Source organism: Streptomyces sp. NPDC021012, assembly GCF_044333355.1.
Classification (GTDB): Bacteria; Actinomycetota; Actinomycetes; order Streptomycetales; family Streptomycetaceae; genus Streptomyces.
The window spans coordinates 643,657-665,822 of sequence record NZ_JBIRQU010000001.1 but is presented as its reverse complement, the minus strand read 5'-3'; the positions used below and the strand labels follow the sequence as shown (position 1 = coordinate 665,822).

19 protein-coding genes are annotated in these 22,166 nt (G+C 73.6%); 10 read left to right on the top strand and 9 right to left on the bottom strand.

Annotated elements, in window-relative coordinates:
- Window positions 1-8: 8 nt before the first annotated feature.
- From pstA to ACH4TP_RS02995, 7 genes are all read left to right on the top strand, one after another.
- Entirely contained in the window at window positions 9-1,196 is a 1,188-nt protein-coding gene (gene pstA, locus ACH4TP_RS03025; protein ID WP_398435412.1) for a phosphate ABC transporter permease PstA, read from the top strand.
- Window positions 1,193-2,992 (top strand): phosphate ABC transporter substrate-binding protein PstS, encoded by a 1,800-nt coding sequence (gene pstS, locus ACH4TP_RS03020; RefSeq protein WP_398435410.1) that lies wholly within the window; start codon window positions 1,193-1,195, stop codon window positions 2,990-2,992. The genes pstA and pstS overlap by 4 nt, the downstream gene beginning before the upstream one ends.
- Entirely contained in the window at window positions 2,989-5,520 is a 2,532-nt protein-coding gene (locus ACH4TP_RS03015; protein WP_398435409.1) for a hypothetical protein, read from the top strand. The genes pstS and ACH4TP_RS03015 overlap by 4 nt, the downstream gene beginning before the upstream one ends.
- A 131-nt stretch (window positions 5,521-5,651) precedes the next feature.
- Window positions 5,652-6,626 carry a hypothetical protein gene (locus ACH4TP_RS03010; protein WP_398435407.1) on the top strand — a complete coding sequence of 325 codons (975 nt, stop codon included), beginning with the start codon at window positions 5,652-5,654 and terminating at the stop codon, window positions 6,624-6,626.
- 130 nt (window positions 6,627-6,756) lie between these two features.
- A complete protein-coding gene (locus ACH4TP_RS03005) occupies window positions 6,757-7,995 on the top strand; it encodes a hypothetical protein (protein WP_398435405.1) in 1,239 nt (412 codons plus the stop codon).
- Window positions 7,992-8,867, top strand: coding sequence for a sortase (locus ACH4TP_RS03000; protein WP_398435403.1), 876 nt, complete (start codon window positions 7,992-7,994; stop codon window positions 8,865-8,867). The genes ACH4TP_RS03005 and ACH4TP_RS03000 overlap by 4 nt, the downstream gene beginning before the upstream one ends.
- Before the next feature lie 45 nt (window positions 8,868-8,912).
- Window positions 8,913-9,725 (top strand): phosphate ABC transporter ATP-binding protein, encoded by an 813-nt coding sequence (locus ACH4TP_RS02995; protein ID WP_398435772.1) that lies wholly within the window; start codon window positions 8,913-8,915, stop codon window positions 9,723-9,725.
- A gap of 6 nt (window positions 9,726-9,731) precedes the next feature.
- Here ACH4TP_RS02995 and ACH4TP_RS02990 read toward each other — a convergent pair whose 3' ends face one another.
- From ACH4TP_RS02990 to ACH4TP_RS02975, 4 genes are all read right to left on the bottom strand, one after another.
- On the bottom strand, window positions 9,732-10,883 hold the full coding sequence (locus ACH4TP_RS02990) for a mannosyltransferase family protein (protein WP_398435401.1): 1,152 nt from the start codon (window positions 10,881-10,883) through the stop codon (window positions 9,732-9,734).
- Window positions 10,884-11,015: 132 nt separating this feature from the next.
- Complete coding sequence (locus ACH4TP_RS02985; protein WP_398186999.1) at window positions 11,016-12,668, bottom strand: phospho-sugar mutase; 1,653 nt, start codon at window positions 12,666-12,668, stop codon at window positions 11,016-11,018.
- 425 nt (window positions 12,669-13,093) lie between these two features.
- Window positions 13,094-13,897, bottom strand: coding sequence for a purine-nucleoside phosphorylase (locus tag ACH4TP_RS02980; protein ID WP_398186996.1), 804 nt, complete (start codon window positions 13,895-13,897; stop codon window positions 13,094-13,096).
- Between the two features lie 177 nt (window positions 13,898-14,074).
- Window positions 14,075-14,512: a gamma-glutamylcyclotransferase gene (locus ACH4TP_RS02975; protein ID WP_017239758.1), complete on the bottom strand. Its 438-nt coding sequence runs from the start codon at window positions 14,510-14,512 to the stop codon at window positions 14,075-14,077.
- 217 nt (window positions 14,513-14,729) lie between these two features.
- On the opposite strand from ACH4TP_RS02975, the gene ACH4TP_RS02970 reads away from it, so the two are divergent.
- Window positions 14,730-16,169 carry an NAD(P)H-quinone dehydrogenase gene (locus ACH4TP_RS02970; protein WP_398186992.1) on the top strand — a complete coding sequence of 480 codons (1,440 nt, stop codon included), beginning with the start codon at window positions 14,730-14,732 and terminating at the stop codon, window positions 16,167-16,169.
- A gap of 225 nt (window positions 16,170-16,394) precedes the next feature.
- Window positions 16,395-17,321, top strand: a complete 927-nt coding sequence (locus ACH4TP_RS02965) for a DeoR/GlpR family DNA-binding transcription regulator (protein ID WP_389220398.1) — start codon at window positions 16,395-16,397, stop codon at window positions 17,319-17,321.
- 89 nt (window positions 17,322-17,410) lie between these two features.
- On the opposite strand, the gene ACH4TP_RS02960 is transcribed toward ACH4TP_RS02965, so the two are convergent.
- Together ACH4TP_RS02960 and ACH4TP_RS02955 are read right to left on the bottom strand one after the other, a co-directional pair.
- Window positions 17,411-17,956, bottom strand: a complete 546-nt coding sequence (locus tag ACH4TP_RS02960; RefSeq protein WP_389220395.1) for a TetR/AcrR family transcriptional regulator — start codon at window positions 17,954-17,956, stop codon at window positions 17,411-17,413.
- Between the two features lie 80 nt (window positions 17,957-18,036).
- A complete protein-coding gene (locus tag ACH4TP_RS02955; RefSeq protein ID WP_389220392.1) occupies window positions 18,037-19,791 on the bottom strand; it encodes an acetyl/propionyl/methylcrotonyl-CoA carboxylase subunit alpha in 1,755 nt (584 codons plus the stop codon).
- 396 nt (window positions 19,792-20,187) lie between these two features.
- On the opposite strand from ACH4TP_RS02955, the gene ACH4TP_RS02950 reads away from it, so the two are divergent.
- Window positions 20,188-20,625 (top strand): hypothetical protein, encoded by a 438-nt coding sequence (locus ACH4TP_RS02950; protein ID WP_398186987.1) that lies wholly within the window; start codon window positions 20,188-20,190, stop codon window positions 20,623-20,625.
- A 2-nt stretch (window positions 20,626-20,627) separates the two neighbouring features.
- Here ACH4TP_RS02950 and ACH4TP_RS02945 read toward each other — a convergent pair whose 3' ends face one another.
- The 3 genes from ACH4TP_RS02945 to ACH4TP_RS02935 all read right to left on the bottom strand — a co-directional run bounded on the left by ACH4TP_RS02945 (window position 20,628) and on the right by ACH4TP_RS02935 (window position 22,121).
- The gene (locus ACH4TP_RS02945; RefSeq protein ID WP_389220386.1) at window positions 20,628-21,233 is read right to left on the bottom strand and encodes a nucleoside triphosphate pyrophosphatase; all 606 of its coding nucleotides are present in this window, start codon (window positions 21,231-21,233) and stop codon (window positions 20,628-20,630) included.
- 40 nt (window positions 21,234-21,273) lie between these two features.
- Window positions 21,274-21,402 (bottom strand): morphogenic membrane protein MmpB, encoded by a 129-nt coding sequence (gene mmpB, locus ACH4TP_RS02940; protein ID WP_389220382.1) that lies wholly within the window; start codon window positions 21,400-21,402, stop codon window positions 21,274-21,276.
- A 71-nt stretch (window positions 21,403-21,473) separates the two neighbouring features.
- A complete protein-coding gene (locus ACH4TP_RS02935) occupies window positions 21,474-22,121 on the bottom strand; it encodes a TetR/AcrR family transcriptional regulator (protein WP_398435770.1) in 648 nt (215 codons plus the stop codon).
- Window positions 22,122-22,166: the final 45 nt, after the last annotated feature.

The following is a 22,166-nucleotide window of genomic DNA, read 5'->3' as shown; positions in this document are numbered from 1 at the left end:
GGAACCCCATGACCATCGCCCCGGAGCGGCCGGCGCTGCGACCGCCCGCCGAGCAGGCCCCGCCGCCAGGACCCGAACGGCGGCGCGCCACCGGCACCCTGCGCGCCTCCGACGTGTACGCGGTGCTGGGCGCCGCGGCCGCCTCCCTCGCCCTCGCCTGGCTGCTCTTCGCCCGCCTGCTGCCCTTCAGCGGCGCCGTCGGCTTCGTCCTCGTCGCGTACGCCCTCTTCCTCGGGCTCTACGCCCTGCTCGTCTCCTTCGACGAGGACGGGCCCGCCGTCCGCGACCGGCTCGCCGGCGTCGTCGTGCGCACCCTGGGCCTCGTCCTGCTCGCCGTCCTCGTCTTCGTCGTCGCCTTCACCCTCTGGGAGGGCCGCAAGGCCCTCGTCCACCTGAACTTCTTCACCGAGGACATGGGCCTCGCCGGACCCCTCGAACCGCTCGACGTCGGCGGCATCCTGCACGCCGTCGTCGGCACCCTCGAACAGGTCGGCATCGCGCTCGCGCTGACCGTGCCCGCCGGAATCGTCTGCGCGGTCTTCCTCACCGAGGTGCCGGGACCGTTCGCGCGCCTGGTCCGTACGGTCGTCGAGGCCATGACCGCGCTGCCCTCGATCGTCGCGGGCCTGTTCGTCTACGCGACGGTCATCCTGGGCCTGGGCACGGAGCGCTCCGGCCTCGCCGCCTCGCTCGCGCTCTCCGTGATGATGCTGCCGATCATCATCCGCGCCGCCGACGTCGTCATCCGGCTCGTCCCCGGGACGCTGCGGGAGGCCTCGTACGCCATGGGGTCCTCGCGCTGGCGCACGGTCTGGCACGTCGTCCTGCCGACCGCCCGCTCCGGGCTGACCACGGCCGTCATCCTCGGTACCGCGCGCGGGGTGGGGGAGACCTCGCCGGTCCTCCTCACCGCCGGCTTCACCGCCGAGCTGAACGCCCTGCCGACCTCCGGCGCCCAGGTCTCCCTGCCGCTCGCCACCTTCGAGCTCGTCAAGTCGCCCGAACCGAACATGATCGCCCGCGGCTTCGGCACCGCCGCCGTCCTCATGCTGCTCGTCCTGCTCCTGTTCGTCCTCGCCCGGATCGCGGGCGGGCGCGGGCCCGGGCAGCTGACGAAGCGCCAGGAGCGGCGCAGGGCCGAGGCGTCCAGGCGCGATGCCGCCCGATCGTCCGCACCTTCCGGGAGTACGCCGTGAGACCCGTGTCCGCCACCCGCACCCTCCTGGGCCTCGCCGCCGTCCTGTGCGCGCTGCTCGCCCTCCTCGTCCGGCCGCCCGCCGCGCAGGCCGCCGGATACACGAAGATCACCGGCTCGGGCTCGACCTGGAGCTCCAACGCCGTCGAGCAGTGGCGCCGCAACATCGGCGCCAACGTCGGCCTCACGGTCAACTTCAACGCCAACGGCTCCTCGCAGGGCCGCGAGCAGTTCAAGAACGGCACCGTCGACTTCGCCGTCTCCGAGATCCCGTACGGCCTCAGGGACGGCAGCGCCACCGACGTCCCGCCCAGCCGCGGCTACGCCTACATGCCGATCGTCGCGGGCGGCACCTCCTTCATGTACAACCTGCGCATCGGCGGCCGCCAGGTCACCAACCTGCGCCTCTCCGGGCCCGTCCTCGCGAAGATCTTCACCGGGCGGCTGACCATGTGGAACGCGCCCGAGATCAAGGCCGACAACCCCGGCCTGACGCTCCCCGCCCGGCGCGTCGTCCCGGTCGTGCGCTCCGACGGCTCGGGCACCACCGCCCAGTTCACCACCTGGCTCGCCAAGGAGCACGGCGCCGTCTGGGACGACTACTGCCGCCGCGCCGGCCGCCAGACGCCCTGCGGGATGACCTCGTACTTCCCCGTCGTCCCCGGCACCACCACCGTCGCCAAGTCCGGCTCGCTCGGCGTCTCCGCGCACGTCCGGCAGCCGCAGGGCGAGGGCGCCATCACCTACGTCGAGTACTCGTACGCCGTCAACGCCCACTTCCCGGTCGTCAAGGTCCTCAACGCCGCCGGGTACTACGTCGAACCGACCGCCTCCAGCGTGGCCGTCGCCCTGCTGAAGGCCCGGATCAACGACGACCGGGGTTCGACCGACTACCTGACGCAGATCCTCGACGGCGTCTACCGCTCCACCGACAGGCGGAGCTACCCGCTCTCCAGCTACAGCTACATGATCGTCCCCACCAGCACCGCCGCCCCGCACACCACGGAGAAGGGCCGCTCGCTCGGCACCTTCGCCCGCTACTTCCTCTGCGAGGGCCAGCAGCAGGCCGAGGAGCTCGGCTACTCGCCGCTGCCGAGGAACCTCGTCCAGGCGGGCTTCGAGCAGGTCCGCCGGATACCCGGGGCGCCCACCGGCGCCGTCGACCTGTCCGACTGCCGCAACCCCACCTTCTCGGCGGACGGCACCAACACCCTCGCCAGGAACGCGCCGATGCCGAAGGACTGCGACAGGCGCGGCACGACCCAGTGCGCCGACGGCACGGGCGGCGCGCGCGGCACGAGCACGCAGGTGAACCAGGGCGGTTCGGCCTCCGGGTCGGCCAACGGGTCGGCGTCCGGCGGCGGTTCGGCGAACGGCTCCTCGAACGGTTCCGTCTCCTCAGGCGGTTCCGCCACGAGCGGTGGTACGGGCTCCGCCGCCGGCTCGGGCCCCGGTTCCGCCTCCGCCTCCGGTGCTTCCGCGTCCGGCGGAGGCGCGGGGGCCTCCGGCGCCGCGGCCGGGGGCGGCTCGGCCGTCGACCCCGACACCGGAGAGGTGCTCCCCGGCGGCGCGGCCGGAGGCGGTACGGGCCCGGGCGGCGCCCAGGGCACGGGCGGGGACCCCGGCGCCGCCGGGATCGCCGGCACCCCGGTCACCCTCGCCGCCGACACGGGCGGCGGGCTCCGCGGACTGCTCATGGCCCTGTCGGCCGTCCTGCTCCTCGCGACCGTCGTCGGTCCCCCGCTCGTCGGACGCGCCCTCGCCGCCCGCGCCCAGCGCACCGGGGGCACCCGATGAGCGCCCGGACCGGCGTACGCCGCAGGGCCGTCGGTGTCGGCGCCCTGCTCGCCGCCGTCCTGCTCGCCCTGCTCCCGCCGGTGCCGGGCCCCGAGGCGGCGGCCGCCGAGAGCGGGAGCTCGGCCGTCACCAAGCGCGGCTCCAAGGGGCCGTACGACGACTTCTCGGGGCTCGAAGTCACCGTCCACCAGACGAGGAACCTGCGCGCGCAGGGGCTGCGGATCACCTGGAAGGGCGGGAAGCCGACCCAGGGCTTCAACACCGACTACCTCCAGATCATGCAGTGCTGGGGCGACGACCCGGCCGGACCGAGGCGCGAGCAGTGCCAGTTCGGCGCCGGGGTCACCAGCGGCGGCAACTTCGGCACCCACATCGCCCGGCGGGAGCTCGTACCCGGCACCGACCCGCTGGAGAGGCAGTACGCCGAGCCGATCCCCGACCCGGACGTCCCCGGGCAGCTGACCAGCCCGTTCGTGCCCTTCACGCCCGTGTCGGGGCCGCCGACGAAGAAGGTCACCGACTGGACGTACTTCAGCGCGGGCGACACCAACGAGGAGTTCTTCGTCGCCACCCAGCCCGACGGCACCGGCGAGGCGGCCTTCAACCTCCAGACCACGCGGGAGGCCCCGCACCTCGGCTGCGGCGACCCGGTCGGCACCGGTACACAGGTGCGCGGCCGGGGCTGCTGGCTCGTCGTGGTGCCCCGGGGCTCCCACGAGCCCGACGGCTCGACCGGCAACAACCACCGGCCGAACACCTCCCCGTTCTCCACCACGAACTGGAACCAGCGGATCGTCTTCCCGCTCGACTTCCTGCCGGTCCGCGAGCCCTGCCCCACGGACAAGGCCGAGCGCCGCATGACCGGCTCCGAACTCGTCACCGACGCCGTCACGTCCTGGCAGTCGGCGCTCTGCGCCGACGGCACCAGCCGCTTCACCTTCACCCAGCGCGGCGAGGACCTGGCCCGCAGCGGCCTGCAGAACCCGACGGCCACCTCGCCCGGCCTCGCCTTCACCGTCCAACCGGTGGAGGGGACCGGCTTCGTGCACGCGCCCGTCGCCGTCGACGGACTCACCGTGGGTTTCTTCTGGGAGGCCGGCGGCATCGGACTCGTCGAGGACCTGAAGCTGAGCCCCCGCCTCCTCGCGAAGCTGCTCACCGCCTCGTACCCGTACGACGTCCGGTACCTCACCGACACCGCCCCCGTCCCCGACCACCTGAAGGGGAACCCGGAATCCGTCGTCCGCGACCCGGAATTCCTGGAACTGAATCCTGAATTCCAGCGCTCGCCGCAGGCTCCCCAGGTCTACCCCGGCGGGATCCTGCTCGCCGCCGACCGTTCCGACAGCGCCCGGATCGTCTGGAACTATCTGCGGTCCGACAAGGAGGCACGGGATTTCCTGGAGGGGAAGAAGGACCCCTGGGGAATGCGGGTAAACCCCTACTTCAAGGAGCTCGGACTCGCCGCGAACGGCGCCGACGAATTCATGAAGGCGGACCCCACGGAGACCGAACTCGTCTCGAACGACAAGACCATCAAGTACGGCATGATCGACCGCTCGCCCTACGCGCTCGACATGCACGACGCCGCCCGCTGGGTGCGGCGGGGCACCAACAACGCGAAGGACCAGGCCCAGTACGACCCCGTGACCAACGGGCCGAAGCTCGTCGGCCGGGACGTCCTGATCGGCCAGCGGCACGCCTACGGCATCACCGACACCGCCTCCGCGTCCCGCTACCAGCTCCAGATCGCCGCCCTGCGGAACGCCGACGGCGCCTACGTGCGGCCCACCACGACCTCCCTGCTCAAGGCGGTCGAGCAGTTCGGGGACTCCGCCGTGCCCGGCGTCCTCGCCTCCGACCCGGCCCGCGCCAGGAACGGCGCCTACCCGCTGACGACCGTCACCTACGCCGCCGCCTCCACCGCCCTCCCGGCCGACGCCCGCAGGGACTACGCGCGCGTGCTGCGGTACGCGGCCGGGCCCGGCCAGAAACAGGGCACCGCCCCCGGCGAACTGCCCTTCGGGTACGCCCCGCTGCCCGTGAAGCTGCGGGCCCAGGCCGCCGCCGCGGCCGACCGCCTGGAACGCGGGACCCCGGCCGGACCCGGCACCACCACCGGATCCACCGGCGGAACGGGCGCGGGGGAGGGGGCGGGGGCGGTGTCCGGGACGGACTCGGGCTCCGGTTCCAGCTCCGGCTCCGGCTCCGGTGGTGCGGGTTCCACCGGCTCCGGTGCGGGTGGGGCCACCGGATCCGGCGGCGGTACGGGCACGGCCTCGCCGTCCGCAGGGCCGGCACCGGCCTCCGGCGGAGGCGCGGGCGGCGGTTCTCCCGCCGGGCAGCTGACCGCCACCGGCAGCACCCCCTCCCAGGTCCTCGGCGTCATCCGCTGGGTCCTGCTCTCCGTCCTGGTCGCCGGCGGTCTCGCCGCCCTCGCCGGACCCGCTTTCCTCGGAATCGCGGGCCGTCGCCGGATTCCCCCGGATTCACCTAGGACAGGAATTCGTCACCTAAAGAGCGGCTGAACGTGGTGGCCGCCCCCGCGGCCCGTGCGGAATTGTTGTTCCCGGCCGGTCGACGGACCGGTCGGAAAAAGAATCCGGATTCTGCTTGTGCGTCCATTCCATGTCATCCGTTTTCGCGGAGGAGATCAGAAGTGAACGTCAAGTCCCGCGCTCGTATCGGTGCCGCCCTCGGTGTGGCCGCCCTCGGCCTCGGTGTCGCCCTCGCCCCCGCCGCGCAGGCCGACCCCAGCCCGGTCACCCAGTACCGCACGCTCGCCGGCGTCGGCTCCGACACGACCCAGGACGTCGTGAACGGCCTCGGCAACGTCGTCGTCAATGCCCTCGGCCAGAAGGTCATCGCCTCCTGGGACGCCACCGGCACCGCCACCATCAAGACCAAGGCGACCGGCTGCGTCATCAACCGCCCGAACGGCTCCTCGGCCGGCATCGACGCCCTGCGCAACGCCGTGGACACCAACTCCGGCTGCCTCGACTTCGCCCGCTCCTCGCGCGGCCCGGCCGACACCAGCACCACGGACCTGACCTGGATCCCCTTCGCCAAGGACGCGGTGTCCTGGGTGAAGCGCTCCGACAGCGCCCTGCCGTCCGACCTGACGGCCGCACAGCTGAAGGCGATCTACGAGTGCACCACGACGTCCCTCAACGGCGTCGCGCTCACCCCGATCCTGCCGCAGTCCAACTCCGGCACCCGCGCGTTCTTCCTCGCCTCCATCGGCGTGACCGCGCCCGGCGCCTGCGTCCAGCAGGGCGTCCAGGAGAACGACGGCACCGTCCTCGACACCGCCGGTGACATCGCCCCGTACTCCGTCGCCCAGTACACGGCGCAGGAGAAGGCCGTCGTCACCGACCGCCGCGGCGCCGCCGTCCTCGGCTCCGTCGGCACCGTCGCGCCCCGCAACGCCGACAAGACGCTCAACCTCGCCTTCCCCTTCACCCGTGACGTCTACAACGTCGTCCCGACCGCCAAGCTGACCAACTCGACGATCGCGTCGACCTTCGTCGGCTCCTCCTCCAAGGTCTGCGCCGCCGGCACCACCATCACCACCTACGGCTTCGGCACCCTCGGCACCGCCTGCGGCGCCACGGCCATCAAGGGCGAGCGCTGACCACCGCCCCCTCCTGACCGCACACCGGCCGGGCACCCCCGTGGTGCCCGGCCCCACGGCGTACCCCGCCCACCCCGGCCCGCTCCCCGTCATCCGCCTCTTCGCCATCCGCCCCGGAGGAACCCGCCCCATGAACCGGCTCGCACAGCTCAGATCACCCGTGGCCCTGCTCACGGCACTCGCCCTCCTCTGCGGCACCCTGGCGGTCGTCCTCGCCGTGTCCACGCCCGCCGGCGCCGCCACCCGGCACGGCACCTTCACCCTCACCCCCGCCTCGGGCCCGGTGTCCACGGGCCCGACGGCCGTCACCGCGGCCGCCGCCTGCCCGGCGCCCGCCGCGCCCGACAAGCCGTACGTCAAGGGTGTCCTCGCCCTCGTCAACCCCGGCGACCCGACGGCCTCCGCGCCCATTGCCGAGGTCGTCCCCGGCGGCCCGCTCGGCACCACCCCGGTGTCCGGCCCGCTCACCGGCACCGGCGCCGGCTACGCCACGCTCCAGGACCGGCTGCGCGAACTCGTGCCCTCCGGGCCCCTCGACGGCCGGTACGAGCTGCGGCTCTCCTGCGAGACGGCGGACGGCGAGGCGCGCGCCGAGTACTTCTCCCGGATGATCGAGGTCACCGGCGACAACTGGGCCGCCATCGACCAGCAGGCGACCAACCTGAGCGTCACCGCCGACAGTGCCAACCCGCCCGCCGGCCGCCCCTTCACGATCACCGCCGAGGTCCAGCCGGCCACCGCCGCCGGCACGGTCACCTTCCTCACGCTCGTCGACGACGAGGTCGTCGAGCTCGGCACGAAGGACCTGGTGGACGGCAAGGCGGCCATCGGCGCCACCATGCGCGACACGGTCAACGCCGAGTTCCCCGTCCTGGCGCAGTACACGCCCGCCGACCCGGCCGCGTACACCGCCTCGTCCCGGCTCTCCAGCTTCTACGCGGGCCCCGACGTCACGCCCACCCCGACCGGCACCACGACGCCGACCCCGACCGGCACCCCGAGCGGCACCGGCACCCCGACGTCCACGGAGAGCCCGACCGACGAGCCCACGGACGACCCGACCGACGACCCGACCGACGAGCCCGGCGACACGGCCACGCCCACCACGACCCCGACCGCTTCCACCGGCACCACCGGCACCACCGGTGACGGCTCCGGCGGCGACAGCGGTACGAGCGGTACGAGCAGTACGGGCGGAGGCACCACCGGCACCACCGGCACCACCGCCAACGGCGGCTCCGGCAGCCTCGCCGCCACCGGCACCGCCTCCGCCGCCTCCGCCGCGCTCGGCGCGCTCGCCCTCTGCCTCCTCGGCGCGGCCGCCGTGATCCAGACCCGCCGCACCCGCCGCAAGGCCCCGCGCCCGTGACCACCGCCCCGCCCCCCGCCGCCCCCCGTGCCGGGCTCGCCCTGGCCGGGGCGGCCCTGTGCGTCCTCGCCGCCCTGCTCATCGGCTTCGCGGCCAACCTCACGGTCGTCGGACACCTCCAGCACGCCCGCGACCAGTCCACCGCCTACGACGAGCTGCGCGAGCAACTCGCCCTCGGCACCGCGCCCGTGGGCCAGTCCACCTACGACGGGAAGCCGGTCGCCCTCGGCGCGCCCGTCGCGCTCCTGCGCATCCCCGCGCTCGGTCTGCGCGAGGTCGTCGCCGAGGGCACCACCTCCGGGGTCCTCATGTCGGGCCCCGGCCACCGCCGGGACACGGCGCTGCCCGGCCAGCCGGGCGCCAGCGTGATCATGGGTCGCCAGTGGGGCTACGGCAGCCCCTTCCTCGATGTCCACCGGCTCCCGCCCGGCGCCCGCGTCGAGGTGACGACCGGCCAGGGGAAGGCCGTGTACGAGGTGACGGCCGTCCGCCGCGCGGGCGACCCGCTGCCCGCCCCCCTCGGCCCGGGGGAGGGCCGGCTCACCCTGCTGACCGCGAGCGGCGGCGCGTACACACCCGAGGGCGTCGTCCGGGTCGACGCGAAGCTGCTCTCCGCCGCGCAGCCCAGCCCGCCCCGGCCGCTGAAGGCCGGCTGGATCACCGCCGCGGAGGAGCCGCTCGCCGGGGAGGCCGACGTCTGGCCCGGGATCTTCCTCGGCGTCCAGGGCCTGCTCGCCGCCGCCCTGCTCACCGTCGCCGCCCGGCGCCGCTGGGGCCGCCGGCAGACCTGGGTCACGGCCGTCCCGGTCCTCGTCGCCCTCGGCGTCGCCGTCTCGGGCCAGTTGACCCGTCTCCTCCCCAACCTCCTCTGACCGCAAGGGAGTCACCCCGTGACCGATCTCGCCGACACCGTCACCCTGCCGCCCGTACCGCCGGACGCCCCGGCCCCGTCCCGGGCGGCCGCGCTCGAAGCCGAGGCCGTCTCCGCCTGGTTCGGCGACCGGAAGGTCCTCGACCGGGTCTCGCTCGCCATGCCCGCCCGCGAGGTCACCGCCCTCATCGGCCCCTCCGGCTGCGGGAAGTCGACCTTCCTGCGCATCCTCAACCGGATGCACGAACTCACCGGCACCGCCTCCCTCGCCGGCCGGGTCCTCCTCGACGGCGCCGACATCTACGACCGGGGCCGCCGCATCACCCACGCCCGCCGCGAGATCGGCATGGTCTTCCAGAAGCCCAACCCGTTCCCCGCGATGTCCCTGTACGAGAACGTCCTCGCCGGCCTGAAGCTCGGCGGCATCCGGGCGGACAAGGCCACGAAGGACGGGCTCGTCGAGGAGTGCCTCACCAGGGCCGGGCTCTGGCGCGAGGTCAAGGACCGGCTGCGGCAGCCCGGCGGGGCGCTCTCCGGCGGCCAGCAGCAGCGGCTCTGCATCGCCCGCTCGCTCGCCGTCCGCCCCCGCGTCCTGCTCATGGACGAGCCCTGCTCGGCGCTCGACCCGACCTCCACCCGGCGCGTCGAGGAGACCATCGCCGAGCTGAAGGCCGAGGTCACCGTCGTGATCGTCACCCACAACATGCAGCAGGCGGCCCGCGTCTCCGACTCCTGCGCGTTCTTCCTCGCCGAGCAGGGGACCCCGGGCGTGATCGTCGAGCACGGCCCGACGGAGACGGTGTTCGGCTCGCCGAGCGACCCGCGCACCGCCGACTACGTCAACGGCCGCTTCGGCTGAGCCCGTTCACGGCGCGCCGCCCCACACGAGCAGCATGTGGCCGCCCAGCCACGCCGAGGACAGCGCCGCCCCCGCGAGGACGAGGGCGGCGACGTGCCGGCGGGCGCGGGCGATCCCCACGGCGAGCGGCAGCAGCAGCGGGAAGCCCGGCAGCAGGAAGCGGGCGCGGGGGAACCAGACCCCGTCGCTGCCGAGGACGACGAGCAGCAGCACCCCCGTGAACACGAGCAGCGGCGCCGGCTGCCGGTCCGCGAGACAGCACGCGTACAGCCCGGCGGACACCAGCAGCACCCCCGAGACGACGGCCAGGAAGAACGACGGGGCCGGGCTGTGGACCAGGTACCGCCGCAGCTCCCGCAGGGTCTCCGCGCCCCCGTCCCAGGCGTTCCCCCAGCGCCGCTGCACCTCGAAGTAGCCGTCCCAGCGCCCCCGTACGAGCGCGACCCACCCCACGTACCCGAGCCAGCCCAGCGGCGCCGTCAGGGCGGCGGCCAGGGCCCGCCGCTCGCCCCGGGCGACGGCGAGCAGCCCCGCCGCGCAGACCGCCGCCGCGACCGCGAGCCCGGTCGGCCGGGTCAGACCGGCGGCCACCGCGAGCCCCGCCGCCCACGCCCAGCGCCCGGCGAGCACCGCGTACAGGGCCCAGGCGGCGAACGCCGTGAACAGCGACTCCGTGTACCCCATCCACTGCACGGCGGCCACCGGCGAGGCGCCCCACAGGACGGCGAGGACCGTGCCGGTCCGCCGCCCGCGCAGCCGGTCGCCGACCGCGAACACCCCCCAGGCGGCGACCAGCGAGCCCACCACGGCGATACCGAGCGCGACCGAGGCGCGCGAGCCCGGCAGGACCGCCGACAGCGCCCGGACGAGCCCGGGGAAGAGCGGGAAGAAGGCGAGGTCCCGGGGGTAGGAGGGGCCGTCGGCGTATCCGTGGCCCGCGATGTCCAGGTACCAGAGCGAGTCCCACGAACGGGCCAGCAGCGGCCACAGGCCGTGCCCCTTCAGATGCGCCCAGCGGGCGAGCACCGCGAGCCCCAGGAGCCGCACCGCCAGGAATCCCAGCAGCGCCGGGGCCGCATGCCGCAGCGCGCCGCGCTCCGCGGCTGCGGGGGCGGACGTACGGGGGGCGGGCACGTACGGCACGGGGGTGACGGACACCGGGTCACCCTGGCGCGCGCCCCCGGCGCGCGGTCCGCGCCCTACGTCGCGTGTCGTACGGGGTTCACCCGTACGGGCGAGGGCCCGTACGGAATCGATTCCGTACGGGCCCCCGCGGCCGTGTCCGTCCGCCTACAGCCCGGCGGCCTCGGAAAGGTCCCGCTTGATCGCGGCGAGGATCTCGGCGCCCGTCGCGCGGGCCGTCGCCAGCTCGCTGGCGTCGCCGACCGGGACGACGACCTCCAGGTAGCACTTGAGCTTGGGCTCGGTGCCGGAGGGGCGGACGATCACCCGGGCCTTGTAGGCGCCCTCCAGGTGGTAGCGCAGGCCGTCCGTCGGCGGCAGCGACTCCGTGCCCTTCGTCAGGTCCTCGGCCGAGACGACCGTCAGACCCGCGAGCCGGACCGGGGGCCGCTCGCGCAGCGTGGCCATCGCGTTCGCGATGACCGACAGGTCCTCGACCCGCACCGACAGCTGGTCCGTGGCGTGCAGCCCGTGCGCCACCGCCAGGTCGTCGAGGAGGTCGGTGAGCGTCCGGCCCTGCTCCTTGAGCACCGAGGCCAGCTCGGTCACGAGCAGCGCCGCCGTGATGCCGTCCTTGTCGCGGACGCCCTCGGGGTCGACGCAGTAGCCGAGCGCCTCCTCGTAGCCGTACCGCAGGCCGTCGACGCGGGCGATCCACTTGAAGCCGGTCAGCGTCTCCTCGTACCCGACCCCGGCCGCCTCGGCGATCCGGCCGAGCAGCGAGGACGACACGATCGACTCGGCGAACACGCCGGTGGCGCCCTTGTGCACCAGGTGCGCGGCGAGCAGCGCGCCCACCTCGTCGCCGCGGAGCATCCGCCAGCCGCCCTCGGCCTCCGCGTCGGGCACGGCCACGGCGCAGCGGTCGGCGTCCGGGTCGTTCGCGATGACGATGTCGGGGTCCACGGCCCGCGCGGCCTCGAAGGCCAGGTCCATGGCGCCCGGCTCCTCCGGGTTCGGGAACGCGACCGTCGGGAACGCCGGGTCCGGGTCGGCCTGCTCCGCGACGAGCGCGGGCGGCGGGAAGCCGGCCCGCCCGAACGCGGCCGTCAGGACCTCCTTGCCGACGCCGTGCATGGCCGTGTAGACGGTCCGCGCGGTGCGGGGGGAGCCGGGGGTCAGGACGGCGTCCGTACGCTCCAGGTAGGCCGTCAGGACCTCGTCCCCGAGCGTCTCCCAGCCGTCCTCCGGGCGTGGCACGTCGTGCAGGGACCGCACGGCCTCGATCTCGGCGGCGATCTCCGCGTCGGCCGGCGGCACGATCTGCGAGCCGTCGCCCAGGTAGACCTTGTAGCCGTTGTCACGCGGCGGGTTGTGGCTCGCGGTCACCTCGACACCGGCGACGGCGCCCAGATGCCTTATGGCGTACGCCAGGACCGGCGTCGGCAGCGGGCGCGGGAGCACGGCCGCGCGCAGCCCCGCGCCCGTCATCACGGCGGCGGTGTCGCGGGCGAAGTCCGCCGACTTGTAGCGGGCGTCGTACCCGATGACGACGAGCCCGCCCTCCTGGCCCTTCGCCTTCAGGTACGCGGCCAGGCCCGCGGCGGCCCGGATCACGACCGAGCGGTTCATCCGCATCGGCCCGGCGCCCAGCTCACCGCGCAGCCCGGCGGTGCCGAACTGCAGCGTGCCGCTGAAACGGGCGGCGAGCTCGTCGGTGGCGTTGCGGTCGAGGAGCGCGGCGAGCTCGTCGCGGGTCTCCTGATCGGGATCCTCGGCGAGCCACGCCTGGGCCCGGGCGAGGAGGTCGTCCTGCGTCACGGTGGTGTGCCTTTCGGGTGTGCGGGCGGGGTGCGGGTGCGGGCCGGTGCGGGTGCTGGTGCCGGTCGGTGGTGCGGGTGCGGGTGCGGGTGCGGGTCGGTGGGTCGTGCGGGTGGCCGCTGCGCGGAGCCTTCCCCCACCCCGCCCCTTCCCGAAACCGGGGCTCCGCCCCGGACCCCGCGCCTCAAACGCTGGCGGCGCTGGATTTCCAGCCCGTCCGGCGTTTGCGGACACGCCCGGAGTGCGTACGGGGGTCCGGGGACTTGCCCCCGGTTTCGGGAAGGGGCGGGGTGGGGGAGAAGCCCCGCGCAGCGGCCCCGCACCGGCCGGCCGGACGCACCGGCGTCGCGCCCCGGCGGCCGCCCCAGCGCCCCGACGCCCGCCCGCGCCCCGGGGCCGCACGGCGCCAGGGGCGCGGAAAGAACTCAGATCCGGTCGAGGACCCGCGTCAGCAGCTCACCCATCCGCGCCGCCGAGTCGCGCCCCGCCTGGAGCACCTCCTCGTGGTTCAGCGGCTCGCCCGAGAGCCCCGCGGCCAGGTTGGTGACGAGGGAGATGCCGAGGACCTCGGCGCCGGCCTCGCGGGCGGCGATGGCCTCCAGGACGGTGGACATGCCGACGAGGTCGCCGCCGAGGACGCGGACCATGTTGATCTCGGCCGGGGTCTCGTAGTGCGGGCCGGGGAACTGGACGTACACGCCCTCCTCCAGCGTCTCGTCGACCTCCTTGCACAGCGCGCGCAGGCGCGGCGAGTACAGGTCGGTGAGGTCGACGAAGTTGGCGCCGACGATGGGGGAGGCGGCCGTGAGGTTGATGTGGTCGCTGATCAGGACCGGCTGGCCGGGGCGCATGCCCTCGCGGAGGCCGCCGCAGCCGTTGGTGAGGACGACGGTCTTGACGCCGGCGGCGACGGCGGTGCGGACGCCGTGGGCGACGGAGGCGACGCCCCGGCCCTCGTAGAAGTGGGTGCGGCCGAGGAAGACCAGCGCGCGCTTCTCGCCGATCTTGTACGAGCGGACCTTGCCGCCGTGGCCCTCGACGGCCGGCGGCGGGAAGCCGGGGAGCTCGGTCACCGGGAACTCGGCCTCGGGGGCGCCGAGGGCGTCGACGGCGGGGGCCCAGCCGGAGCCCATGACCAGGGCGACGTCGTGGTTCTCGACACCGGTCAGCTCGCGAAGGCGTGCGGCAGCGGCCTCGGCGGCCTCGTACGGGGTGGCAGTTGCGTTCACTGACTCTCTCGCCTCGGGGAGGGGGGTCCGAGGGGAGCCCCGGACGGATTTGTTACCCGCAGCAGCGTAGCCGGAGAATTCCTACGCGCGTAGATGACGATGCTGACGGACATGCGATCGTTGTCTTGTCGTTTCCGACGAACGGGCGGTTCCGGGCCCCCGGACGGACCGGCGGGGTCAGCAGGGGCGCTTGCGCAACTCCATCACGTAGTCGTGCGGCGCGCCCGCCGACTCGGCCGCGTCGGCGACCTCGCCGAGGTACCGCGCGGACGGCAGCCCGCCCTCGTACGCGTTGAGGACGTACACCCAGGCCGGCTCCTCGCCGTCCAGGGTGTGCACCCGCACCCGCATCCGCCGGTAGATGTCCAGGCCCACGCCCTCCCAGCGGTCCATGGAGTCCTCGTCCATCGGCGCGATGTCGTACAGCGCCACGAAGACCTGGGAGCGGGGGGCCTCCACGATGGTGGCCAGCGCCCCTTCCCAGCCCATCTGCTCGCCGCCGAAGGTCAGCCGCCAGCCGTTCAGCCAGCCGGTGCCGCGCAGCGGGGAGTGCGGTGCGCGGCGGCTCATCAGCCGCGCGTCGAGGTTGCCGGCGAAAGCGGCGTAGAGCGACATGGGACCGAGGGTACGGGAGGGGGCGGGGTGTCCGGCGAACGCCGAGGTGGCGGCCGCGAGGGGGCCGTACGGGGGGCGTCCGGGCCCCCGGCGCGAGGCAGTGCCCGGTGTGCGGGACAATGGGCTACGCACTTGAAGCGTGCGGGACAATGGCGTACGCACTGCATCCCAGCGGGGGGACCCCCCGGCAGAACGAGAGCGCGAGGCGTAGATCCCAGTGACCCGGATCGTGATCATCGGCGGCGGACCCGGCGGATACGAGGCGGCCCTCGTGGGCGCCCAGCTCGGCGCGGAGGTGACCGTCGTGGACTGCGACGGCCTCGGCGGCGCGTCCGTCCTGACCGACTGCGTCCCCTCGAAGACCCTGATCGCCACCGCCGAGGTGATGACCACCTTCGACTCCTCCTACGAGGAGCTGGGCATCATCGTCGCGGACGACACCCCGCACATCGAGCAGGCCGCCCGGGTCGTCGGCGTGGACCTCGGCAAGGTGAACCGACGGGTGAAGCGCCTCGCGCTCGCCCAGTCCCACGACATCACCGCCTCCGTGACCCGGGCCGGCGCCCGCGTCCTGCGCGGCCGCGGCCGGCTCTCCGGCCGGCAGGCGATGGACGGCTCCCGCCAGGTGGTCGTCACCGCCGCCGACGGCACCGAGGAGACGCTGACCGCCGACGCGGTGCTGATCGCGACCGGCGCCCACCCGCGCGAGGTGCCCGACGCCAAGCCGGACGGCGAGCGCATCCTGAACTGGACCCAGGTCTACGACCTCAAGGAGCTCCCGGAGGAGCTCATCGTGGTCGGCTCCGGCGTCACCGGCGCCGAGTTCGCCGGCGCCTACCAGGCGCTCGGCTCCCGGGTCACCCTGGTCTCCTCCCGCGACCGCGTCCTCCCCGGTGAGGACCCGGACGCCGCCGCCGTCCTGGAGGACGTCTTCCGGCGCCGCGGCATGAACGTCATGGCCCGCTCCCGCGCCGAGTCCGCCAAGCGGGTCGGCGACCGCGTCGAGGTCACCCTCGCGGACGGCCGCGTCATCTCCGGCACCCACTGCCTGATGGCCGTCGGCGCGATCCCGAACTCGGCGGGGATGGGCCTGGAGGAGGCCGGCGTCAAGCTGAAGGACTCCGGTCACATCTGGACCGACAAGGTCTCCCGTACGAGCGCCCCGGGCGTCTACGCGGCCGGTGACGTCACGGGCGTCTTCGCGCTCGCCTCGGTCGCCGCCATGCAGGGCCGGATCGCGATGTACCACTTCCTCGGCGACGCGGTGGCCCCGCTCAACCTCAAGACGGTCTCCTCGAACGTCTTCACCGACCCGGAGATCGCCACCGTCGGCTACACCCAGGCGGACGTGGACGCGGGCAAGATCGACGCCAAGGTCGTCAAGCTGCCGCTGCTGCGCAACCCCCGCGCGAAGATGCAGGGCATCCGGGACGGCTTCGTGAAGATCTTCTGCCGCCCGGGCACCGGCATCGTGGTCGGCGGCTGCGTCGTCGCGCCGAAGGCGAGCGAACTGATCCATCCGATCTCGATCGCGGTCGACAACAATCTGACGGTCGAACAGATCGCAAATGCTTTCACCGTGTACCCCTCCCTGTCGGGCTCGATCGCGGAAGTGGCACGGCAGTTGCACACCCGAAAGGCGACGGGCGAGGCCTGACGCCCCGCCCCGGCCCGCCTCCCGCCTGCGGGAACGGTTCGCCGACTCGGACAACCCCCGGCAAGGCGGGACATAGAACGATCAACGGCGGGGCCTCCCATACCACTTGGAGGCCCCGTCCGTGCGCATCTTCTGCAATTCGGCGCATAGTGCTGAAAACTATCGGCCGGTCACGTTACTGTCAGTTTCGTGTTCGCTGCAGAACGTCGCCAGTTGATCCTCGAAATGGTGCGAGCCAATGGGGCCGTGTCGCTCCGCGAGCTCGCCCGCGTCGTCCAGACCTCCGAAGTGACCGTACGGAGAGACGTACGGGCCCTGGAGGCAGAAGGACTCCTCGACCGCCGCCACGGCGGTGCGGTGTTGCCGGGCGGATTCACGCGAGAATCCGGCTTCCCGCAGAAATCCCATCTCGCCACAGCGGAGAAGACGGCCATCGCCGACGTCGCCGCGAGCCTCGTCGAAGAGGGCGAGGCCATCGTCGTCGGCGCCGGGACGACCACGCAGGAGCTGGCCCGCCGGCTCGCCCGCGTGCCCGGACTGACCGTCGTCACCAACTCCCTGCTCGTCGCCCAGGCCCTCGCCCACGCCAACCGGGTCGAGGTCGTCATGACCGGCGGCACCCTGCGCGGCTCCAACTACGCCCTCGTGGGCAGCGGGGCGGAGCAGTCGCTCCAGGGGCTCCGGGTCTCCCGGGCCTTCCTCTCCGGGAGCGGACTGACCGCCGAGCGCGGCCTGTCCACGTCCAACATGCTCTCCGCGAGCGTGGACCGGGCGCTCGTGCAGGCGGCGGCCGAGGTCGTGGTCCTGGCCGACCACACCAAGCTCGGCTCCGACACCATGTTCCAGACGGTGCCGACCGACGTCATCACCCGCCTGGTGACCGACGAGCCGCCGGCCCACGACGAGCGGGCCGCCACCGAGCTCCAGGCCCTCGCCGACCAGGGCGTCCAGATCGCCGTCGCCGGTACGGGCGCGGCCGCCGGCCCCTCCGGCGGCGAGCAGCTCCCCCCGGGCGCCCGGCCCCGCCGTGACATGCCGCTCCCCGTCCAGCGCGGGCGGATGGCGGCCGGTCAGTTCCGGGGCCCGGGCGGCGGCATGGCCGCGGAGACGCTGGAGCGCACGGCCCGGGTCGCGGACATGCGCCGCCGCTGACATCGGAAGAAGCCGGCAGAAGCCCGCAGAAGTCGGCCGCAGTACCCGAGGGACCCTCCCCCAGGGGTCCCACGCCGCTCCGTGCCGCGTCAGTCCTTCAGGCCCCGCAGCGTCAGCGCGAGCAGGCGGTCGGCCAACTCCGGGTCCTCCGGGCACTCTTCCGCCGCCAGCGCGATCGCGTTGGTGAGCTGCATCAGATCGCCGATCGACACGTCGGCGCGCACCTGCCCGGCCTCCTGGGCCCGTCCGAGCAGCCGCTCGCCCGCCGCGCGCAGCGGATCGCTGCACCGCGCCAGGGCCGAACTCCGGTCGTAGGAGGCGGACATCAGCGCGTGTGCCAGCCCCCGGTACTCGCCCGCGTGGGCGATCAGCGCCCGCAGCCACTCCACCAGCGCCGTGCAGGGCGCGTCCGCCCCGGACAGCTGCCGCGAGCGGTCGAGGAGTTCGGCCAGCGCCTCCTGGAAGACCGCGTTCAGCAGATCGGCCCGGGTGGGGAAGTGGCGGTAGAGGGTGCCGATCCCGACGCCCGCGCGGCGCGCGACCTCCTCCAGGGGAGCGTCCGCGCCCTGTTCCGCGAAGGCGGCGCGGGCCTCGACGAGCAGGCGCTCGTGGTTGCGTCGTGCGTCGGCGCGCATGGGATTACGGGCCCCTCCTGTCGGCGAAGGGCCCGCAGGCGGCTGCCTGCGGGCCCTTCGTCACCTACGTGGCTGCGACGTCAGTCCTTGATGTCGCAGATGGCGGCGCCGGACGTGACGGAGGCGCCGACCTCCGCGCTCAGGCCCTTGACGGTGCCGGAACGGTGGGCGTTGAGCGGCTGCTCCATCTTCATGGCCTCCAGGACGACGATCAGATCGCCCTCCTTGACCTCCTGGCCCTCCTCGACCGCGACCTTCACGATCGTGCCCTGCATCGGGGACGCGAGGGTGTCGCCCGAGGCGGTCGGGCCGGACTTCTTCGCCGCGCGGCGCTTCGGCTTCGCACCGGCCGCCAGGCCCGTGCGCGCCAGCGTCATGCCCAGCGAGGACGGCAGGGAGACCTCGAGGCGCTTGCCGCCGACCTCGACGACGATCGTCTCGCGACCCGACTCGTCCTCGTCCGCCTCGGCGCCGGCCGGGGCGAACGGCTTGATCTCGTTGACGAACTCCGTCTCGATCCAGCGCGTGTGGACCCGGAACGGGTCGGCGGTGAAGTCGGGGTCGACCACGACGGCCTGGTGGAACGGGATCGCCGTCGCCATGCCCTCGACCTTGAACTCCGCCAGCGCGCGGGCCGCCCGCTGGAGCGCCTGCTCGCGGGTGGCGCCGGTGATGATCAGCTTGGCCAGGAGCGAGTCCCAGGCCGGGCCGATCACGGAGCCGGACTCGACGCCCGCGTCGAGGCGGACACCGGGGCCGGTCGGCGGGTCGAAGAGGGTGACCGTGCCGGGGGCCGGCAGGAAGTTGCGGCCCGGGTCCTCGCCGTTGATCCGGAACTCGAAGGAGTGACCGCGGATCTCCGGGTCGCCGTAGCCGAGCTCCTCGCCGTCGGCGATGCGGAACATCTCGCGGACCAGGTCGAGGCCCGTGACCTCCTCGGTCACCGGGTGCTCGACCTGCAGACGCGTGTTGACCTCCAGGAAGGAGATCGTGCCGTCGGTGCCGACGAGGAACTCGACCGTGCCGGCGCCGACGTAGCCGGCCTCCTTCAGGATCGCCTTCGACGCCGCGTACAGCTCCGCGTTCTGCGCCTCCGTCAGGAACGGCGCCGGGGCCTCCTCGACCAGCTTCTGGTGGCGGCGCTGGAGCGAGCAGTCACGGGTGGAGACGACGACCACGTTGCCGTGCTGGTCGGCGAGGCACTGGGTCTCGACGTGGCGCGGCTTGTCCAGGTAGCGCTCGACGAAGCACTCGCCCCGGCCGAAGGCCGCGACGGCCTCGCGGACGGCGGAGTCGTACAGCTCCGGGACCTCTTCGAGGGTGCGGGCGACCTTCAGACCGCGACCGCCACCGCCGAAGGCGGCCTTGATGGCGATCGGCAGCCCGTGCTCCTGCGCGAAGGCCACGACCTCGTCGGCACCCGAGACCGGGTCCGGCGTGCCCGCGACGAGCGGGGCGCCGGCGCGCTGCGCGATGTGACGGGCGGCGACCTTGTCGCCCAGGTCCCGGATCGCCTGCGGCGGCGGGCCGATCCACGTCAGACCCGCGTCCAGGACGGCCTGCGCGAACTCCGCGTTCTCGGAGAGGAACCCGTATCCGGGGTGGATCGCGTCCGCGCCCGAGTCCTTGGCGGCCTGGAGCACCTTGGCCATGTCCAGGTAGCTGGTGGCCGGAGTGTCACCGCCCAGAGCGAACGCCTCGTCAGCCGCCCGGACGTGCAGGGCATCCCGATCCGGATCGGCGTACACGGCAACGCTGCCGATACCCGCGTCCCGGCACGCCCGGGCCACACGGACAGCGATTTCGCCACGGTTGGCGATGAGCACCTTGCGCACGATGGCTCCCTCCTTGAAACAAGCCGAGTTTAGGGACTGCCGACACGTTCGTTCGACCCGTCCCCACTAGTGAGCTTGCCCACACGGAGTGTGACGCCGGGCCTGCTCGGGTGGTGAATTCCCTTATCGCACCACGGTACGCAGGGTTCCATGACGGCACAGTAGCTCCCAGGTGTGGCGCAGGTCTCTGTTCTCGCGACCAGGGGCCATTCGGGTTTCTTTGTCCAATCCCTACGAATGACTCGATCATTCTTTGCGGTCGGACTCGAGCGGCCCTCGAGTGTCGACGGGCCGTCGGCCGCCGTGCGCGCACCCTTGTCCAGGTGTTTACCGGCCAGTAGCGTTCGCGCTGCCGACCGTACTGCCGGTAACAGACGAATCCAGGGGGTGGCCGAGGTGGCCCGCAGACCGATAGCCCTCGTGACGGCCGCGGTGCTCTTCCTCGAAGCGCCCGGCATCGTCGCGATCAACGCCCTCATGGCGGGCTTCCTGGAGGCCCAGTCGATGTCCCTCGCCGGCATGGACCCCGACGCGATGGTCGCCGGCACCTGGGGGCTCGGCATCGGCTCCGGCGTCGCCCTCGTCCTCTGCGCCCTCGTCGCCCTCGTCGCGGGCGTCCGCGACCGCCGCCCCGGCCGCCTCGGCAGGGGCCTCCTCATCGGCTGCGCGATCGTCCACGGCGTCCTCGGCGCGGTCGCCGTCGGCCTCCTCGGCTGGCCCGCCTTCGCCTTCCTGATGACCGTGCTCGGCCTCGTCGTCCTGACCCTGGTGGCGTACGGGAAGGGGTACGAGGCGGGCGCCGGCGCCCCCGAGGAGGCGCCGGCCGCCGGCTGACCTCAGGCCCAGAGGTCGGTGATCTCGACGTCCAGCTTGCGCAGGAGCCGGCGCAGCAGCGGCAGGGACAGGCCGATCACGTTGCCCGGGTCGCCGTCGATGCCGTCGATGAACGGGGCCGAGCGGCCGTCCAGGGTGAACGCGCCCGCCACGTGCAGCGGTTCGCCGCTCGCCACGTACGCGGCGATCTCCTCGTCCGTCGGCTCGCCGAAGCGGACCACGGTGGAGGCCGTCGCCGACTCGTAGCGCTTGGCGGCCGTGTCGTACACGCAGTGGCCGGTCTGGAGGATGCCGACCCTGCCCCGCATCGACTTCCAGCGGGCGACGGCCTCCTCGGCGTCGGCCGGCTTGCCGAGCGCCTGCCTGTCGAGCTCCAGGACCGAGTCGCAGCCGATGACGAGCGCGCCGAACGCCTCGGGCCTGGCGGCCACATGGGCGGCCTTCGCCTCCGCGAGGGCGAGCGCGAGTTCGGCCGGGGTCGGGGCGTGGACCTTGTCCTCGTCGACGCCGCTCACGATCACCTCGGGAGCGAGTCCGGCCTGCCGGAGCAGACCGAGCCGGGCGGGGGAGGCGGAGGCGAGCACGACACGGCGCGGATCAGCAGTCATGAGGGCAGCGTAATGGGGGTCGGTCCTCCGCCGGTGCTTCTCACCGCGTGCCCGTCAGGAGTACGGCCAGGACCACGGCCACGGCGAGCAGCACGCCCGTACGACCGATCAGCGCCTGCATCTCGCGGAGGAACTTCGGCGGCTTGTTCTCCGGGTCCGACCACAGCATGTTCCCGATCCTGCTGGTGGGGCGGCCGCCGCGCCTGAGTACGGATACTCAGGCGCCCCTGCGCGAAAGGACTATTCGCGGACCCCGTCCCGTACGAACACCCCGTCGCGGGCCGCCGCGAGCGCCGCCGTGACCGCCCGCTCCGCGACGGCCCCGTCGAGCTCCTCGTGGGTGACCGCGAAGCGGTAGTAGAGCGGGGCGGAGACGGCGCGGAGGAGTTCGAGGGGGTCGGTCCCCGCCGGGACCTCGCCCCGCGCCGCGCCCCGGGTGACGACCGGGGCCCATGCGTCGAGCCGGGTCCGGTAGAAGCCGGCGAGGGCGCGGGCGCACTCCTCGTCGCAGGCGGCCGCCGCGATGACCGCGCGGAAGACGGCGCCCATCCGGGGGTCCGCGAGGGTGGCCCGGACGAGTTCGGCGTTGGCCCGCAGGTCGCCCGGGAGGCTGCCGGTGTCGGAGGCGGGCAGCGACTGCTCGGCCATGTCGTGCAGGAGGTCGGTGACCAGGCCGACGGGGGAGCCCCAGCGGCGGTACACGGTGGTCTTGCCGACCCCGGCGGCCGCGGCGATCCGGTCCATGTTCAGCGCGTGGAAGCCGGTGTCGGCGAGGGCCTCCAGGGTGGCGTCGAGGACCGCCCGGCGGACCTTCGCGGTGCGGCCGCCGGGGCGCGTGGTGCCGGGCGGGGCCGGCCGGCTCTCAGTCAAACGGGACTCCTGTTCCATTAAAGCCATCGACTCTGCTACGGTACGGGACATCTTAAAGGAACT

What these genes read in the sequence shown, in the direction of transcription:
- pstA (WP_398435412.1), top strand. Translation starts at nt 9, where the DNA reads ATGACCATCGCCCCGGAGCGGCCGGCGCTGCGACCGCCCGCCGAGCAG.
- ACH4TP_RS03015 (WP_398435409.1), top strand. Translation starts at nt 2,989, where the DNA reads ATGAGCGCCCGGACCGGCGTACGCCGCAGGGCCGTCGGTGTCGGCGCC.
- ACH4TP_RS03005 (WP_398435405.1), top strand. Translation starts at nt 6,757, where the DNA reads ATGAACCGGCTCGCACAGCTCAGATCACCCGTGGCCCTGCTCACGGCA.
- ACH4TP_RS02975 (WP_017239758.1), bottom strand. Translation starts at nt 14,512, where the DNA reads ATGTCGCTCTACGCCGCTTTCGCCGGCAACCTCGACGCGCGGCTGATG.
- ACH4TP_RS02965 (WP_389220398.1), top strand. Translation starts at nt 16,395, where the DNA reads ATGGTGCGAGCCAATGGGGCCGTGTCGCTCCGCGAGCTCGCCCGCGTC.
- ACH4TP_RS02960 (WP_389220395.1), bottom strand. Translation starts at nt 17,956, where the DNA reads ATGCGCGCCGACGCACGACGCAACCACGAGCGCCTGCTCGTCGAGGCC.
- ACH4TP_RS02945 (WP_389220386.1), bottom strand. Translation starts at nt 21,233, where the DNA reads ATGACTGCTGATCCGCGCCGTGTCGTGCTCGCCTCCGCCTCCCCCGCC.
- mmpB (WP_389220382.1), bottom strand. Translation starts at nt 21,402, where the DNA reads ATGCTGTGGTCGGACCCGGAGAACAAGCCGCCGAAGTTCCTCCGCGAG.
- ACH4TP_RS02935 (WP_398435770.1), bottom strand. Translation starts at nt 22,121, where the DNA reads ATGGAACAGGAGTCCCGTTTGACTGAGAGCCGGCCGGCCCCGCCCGGC.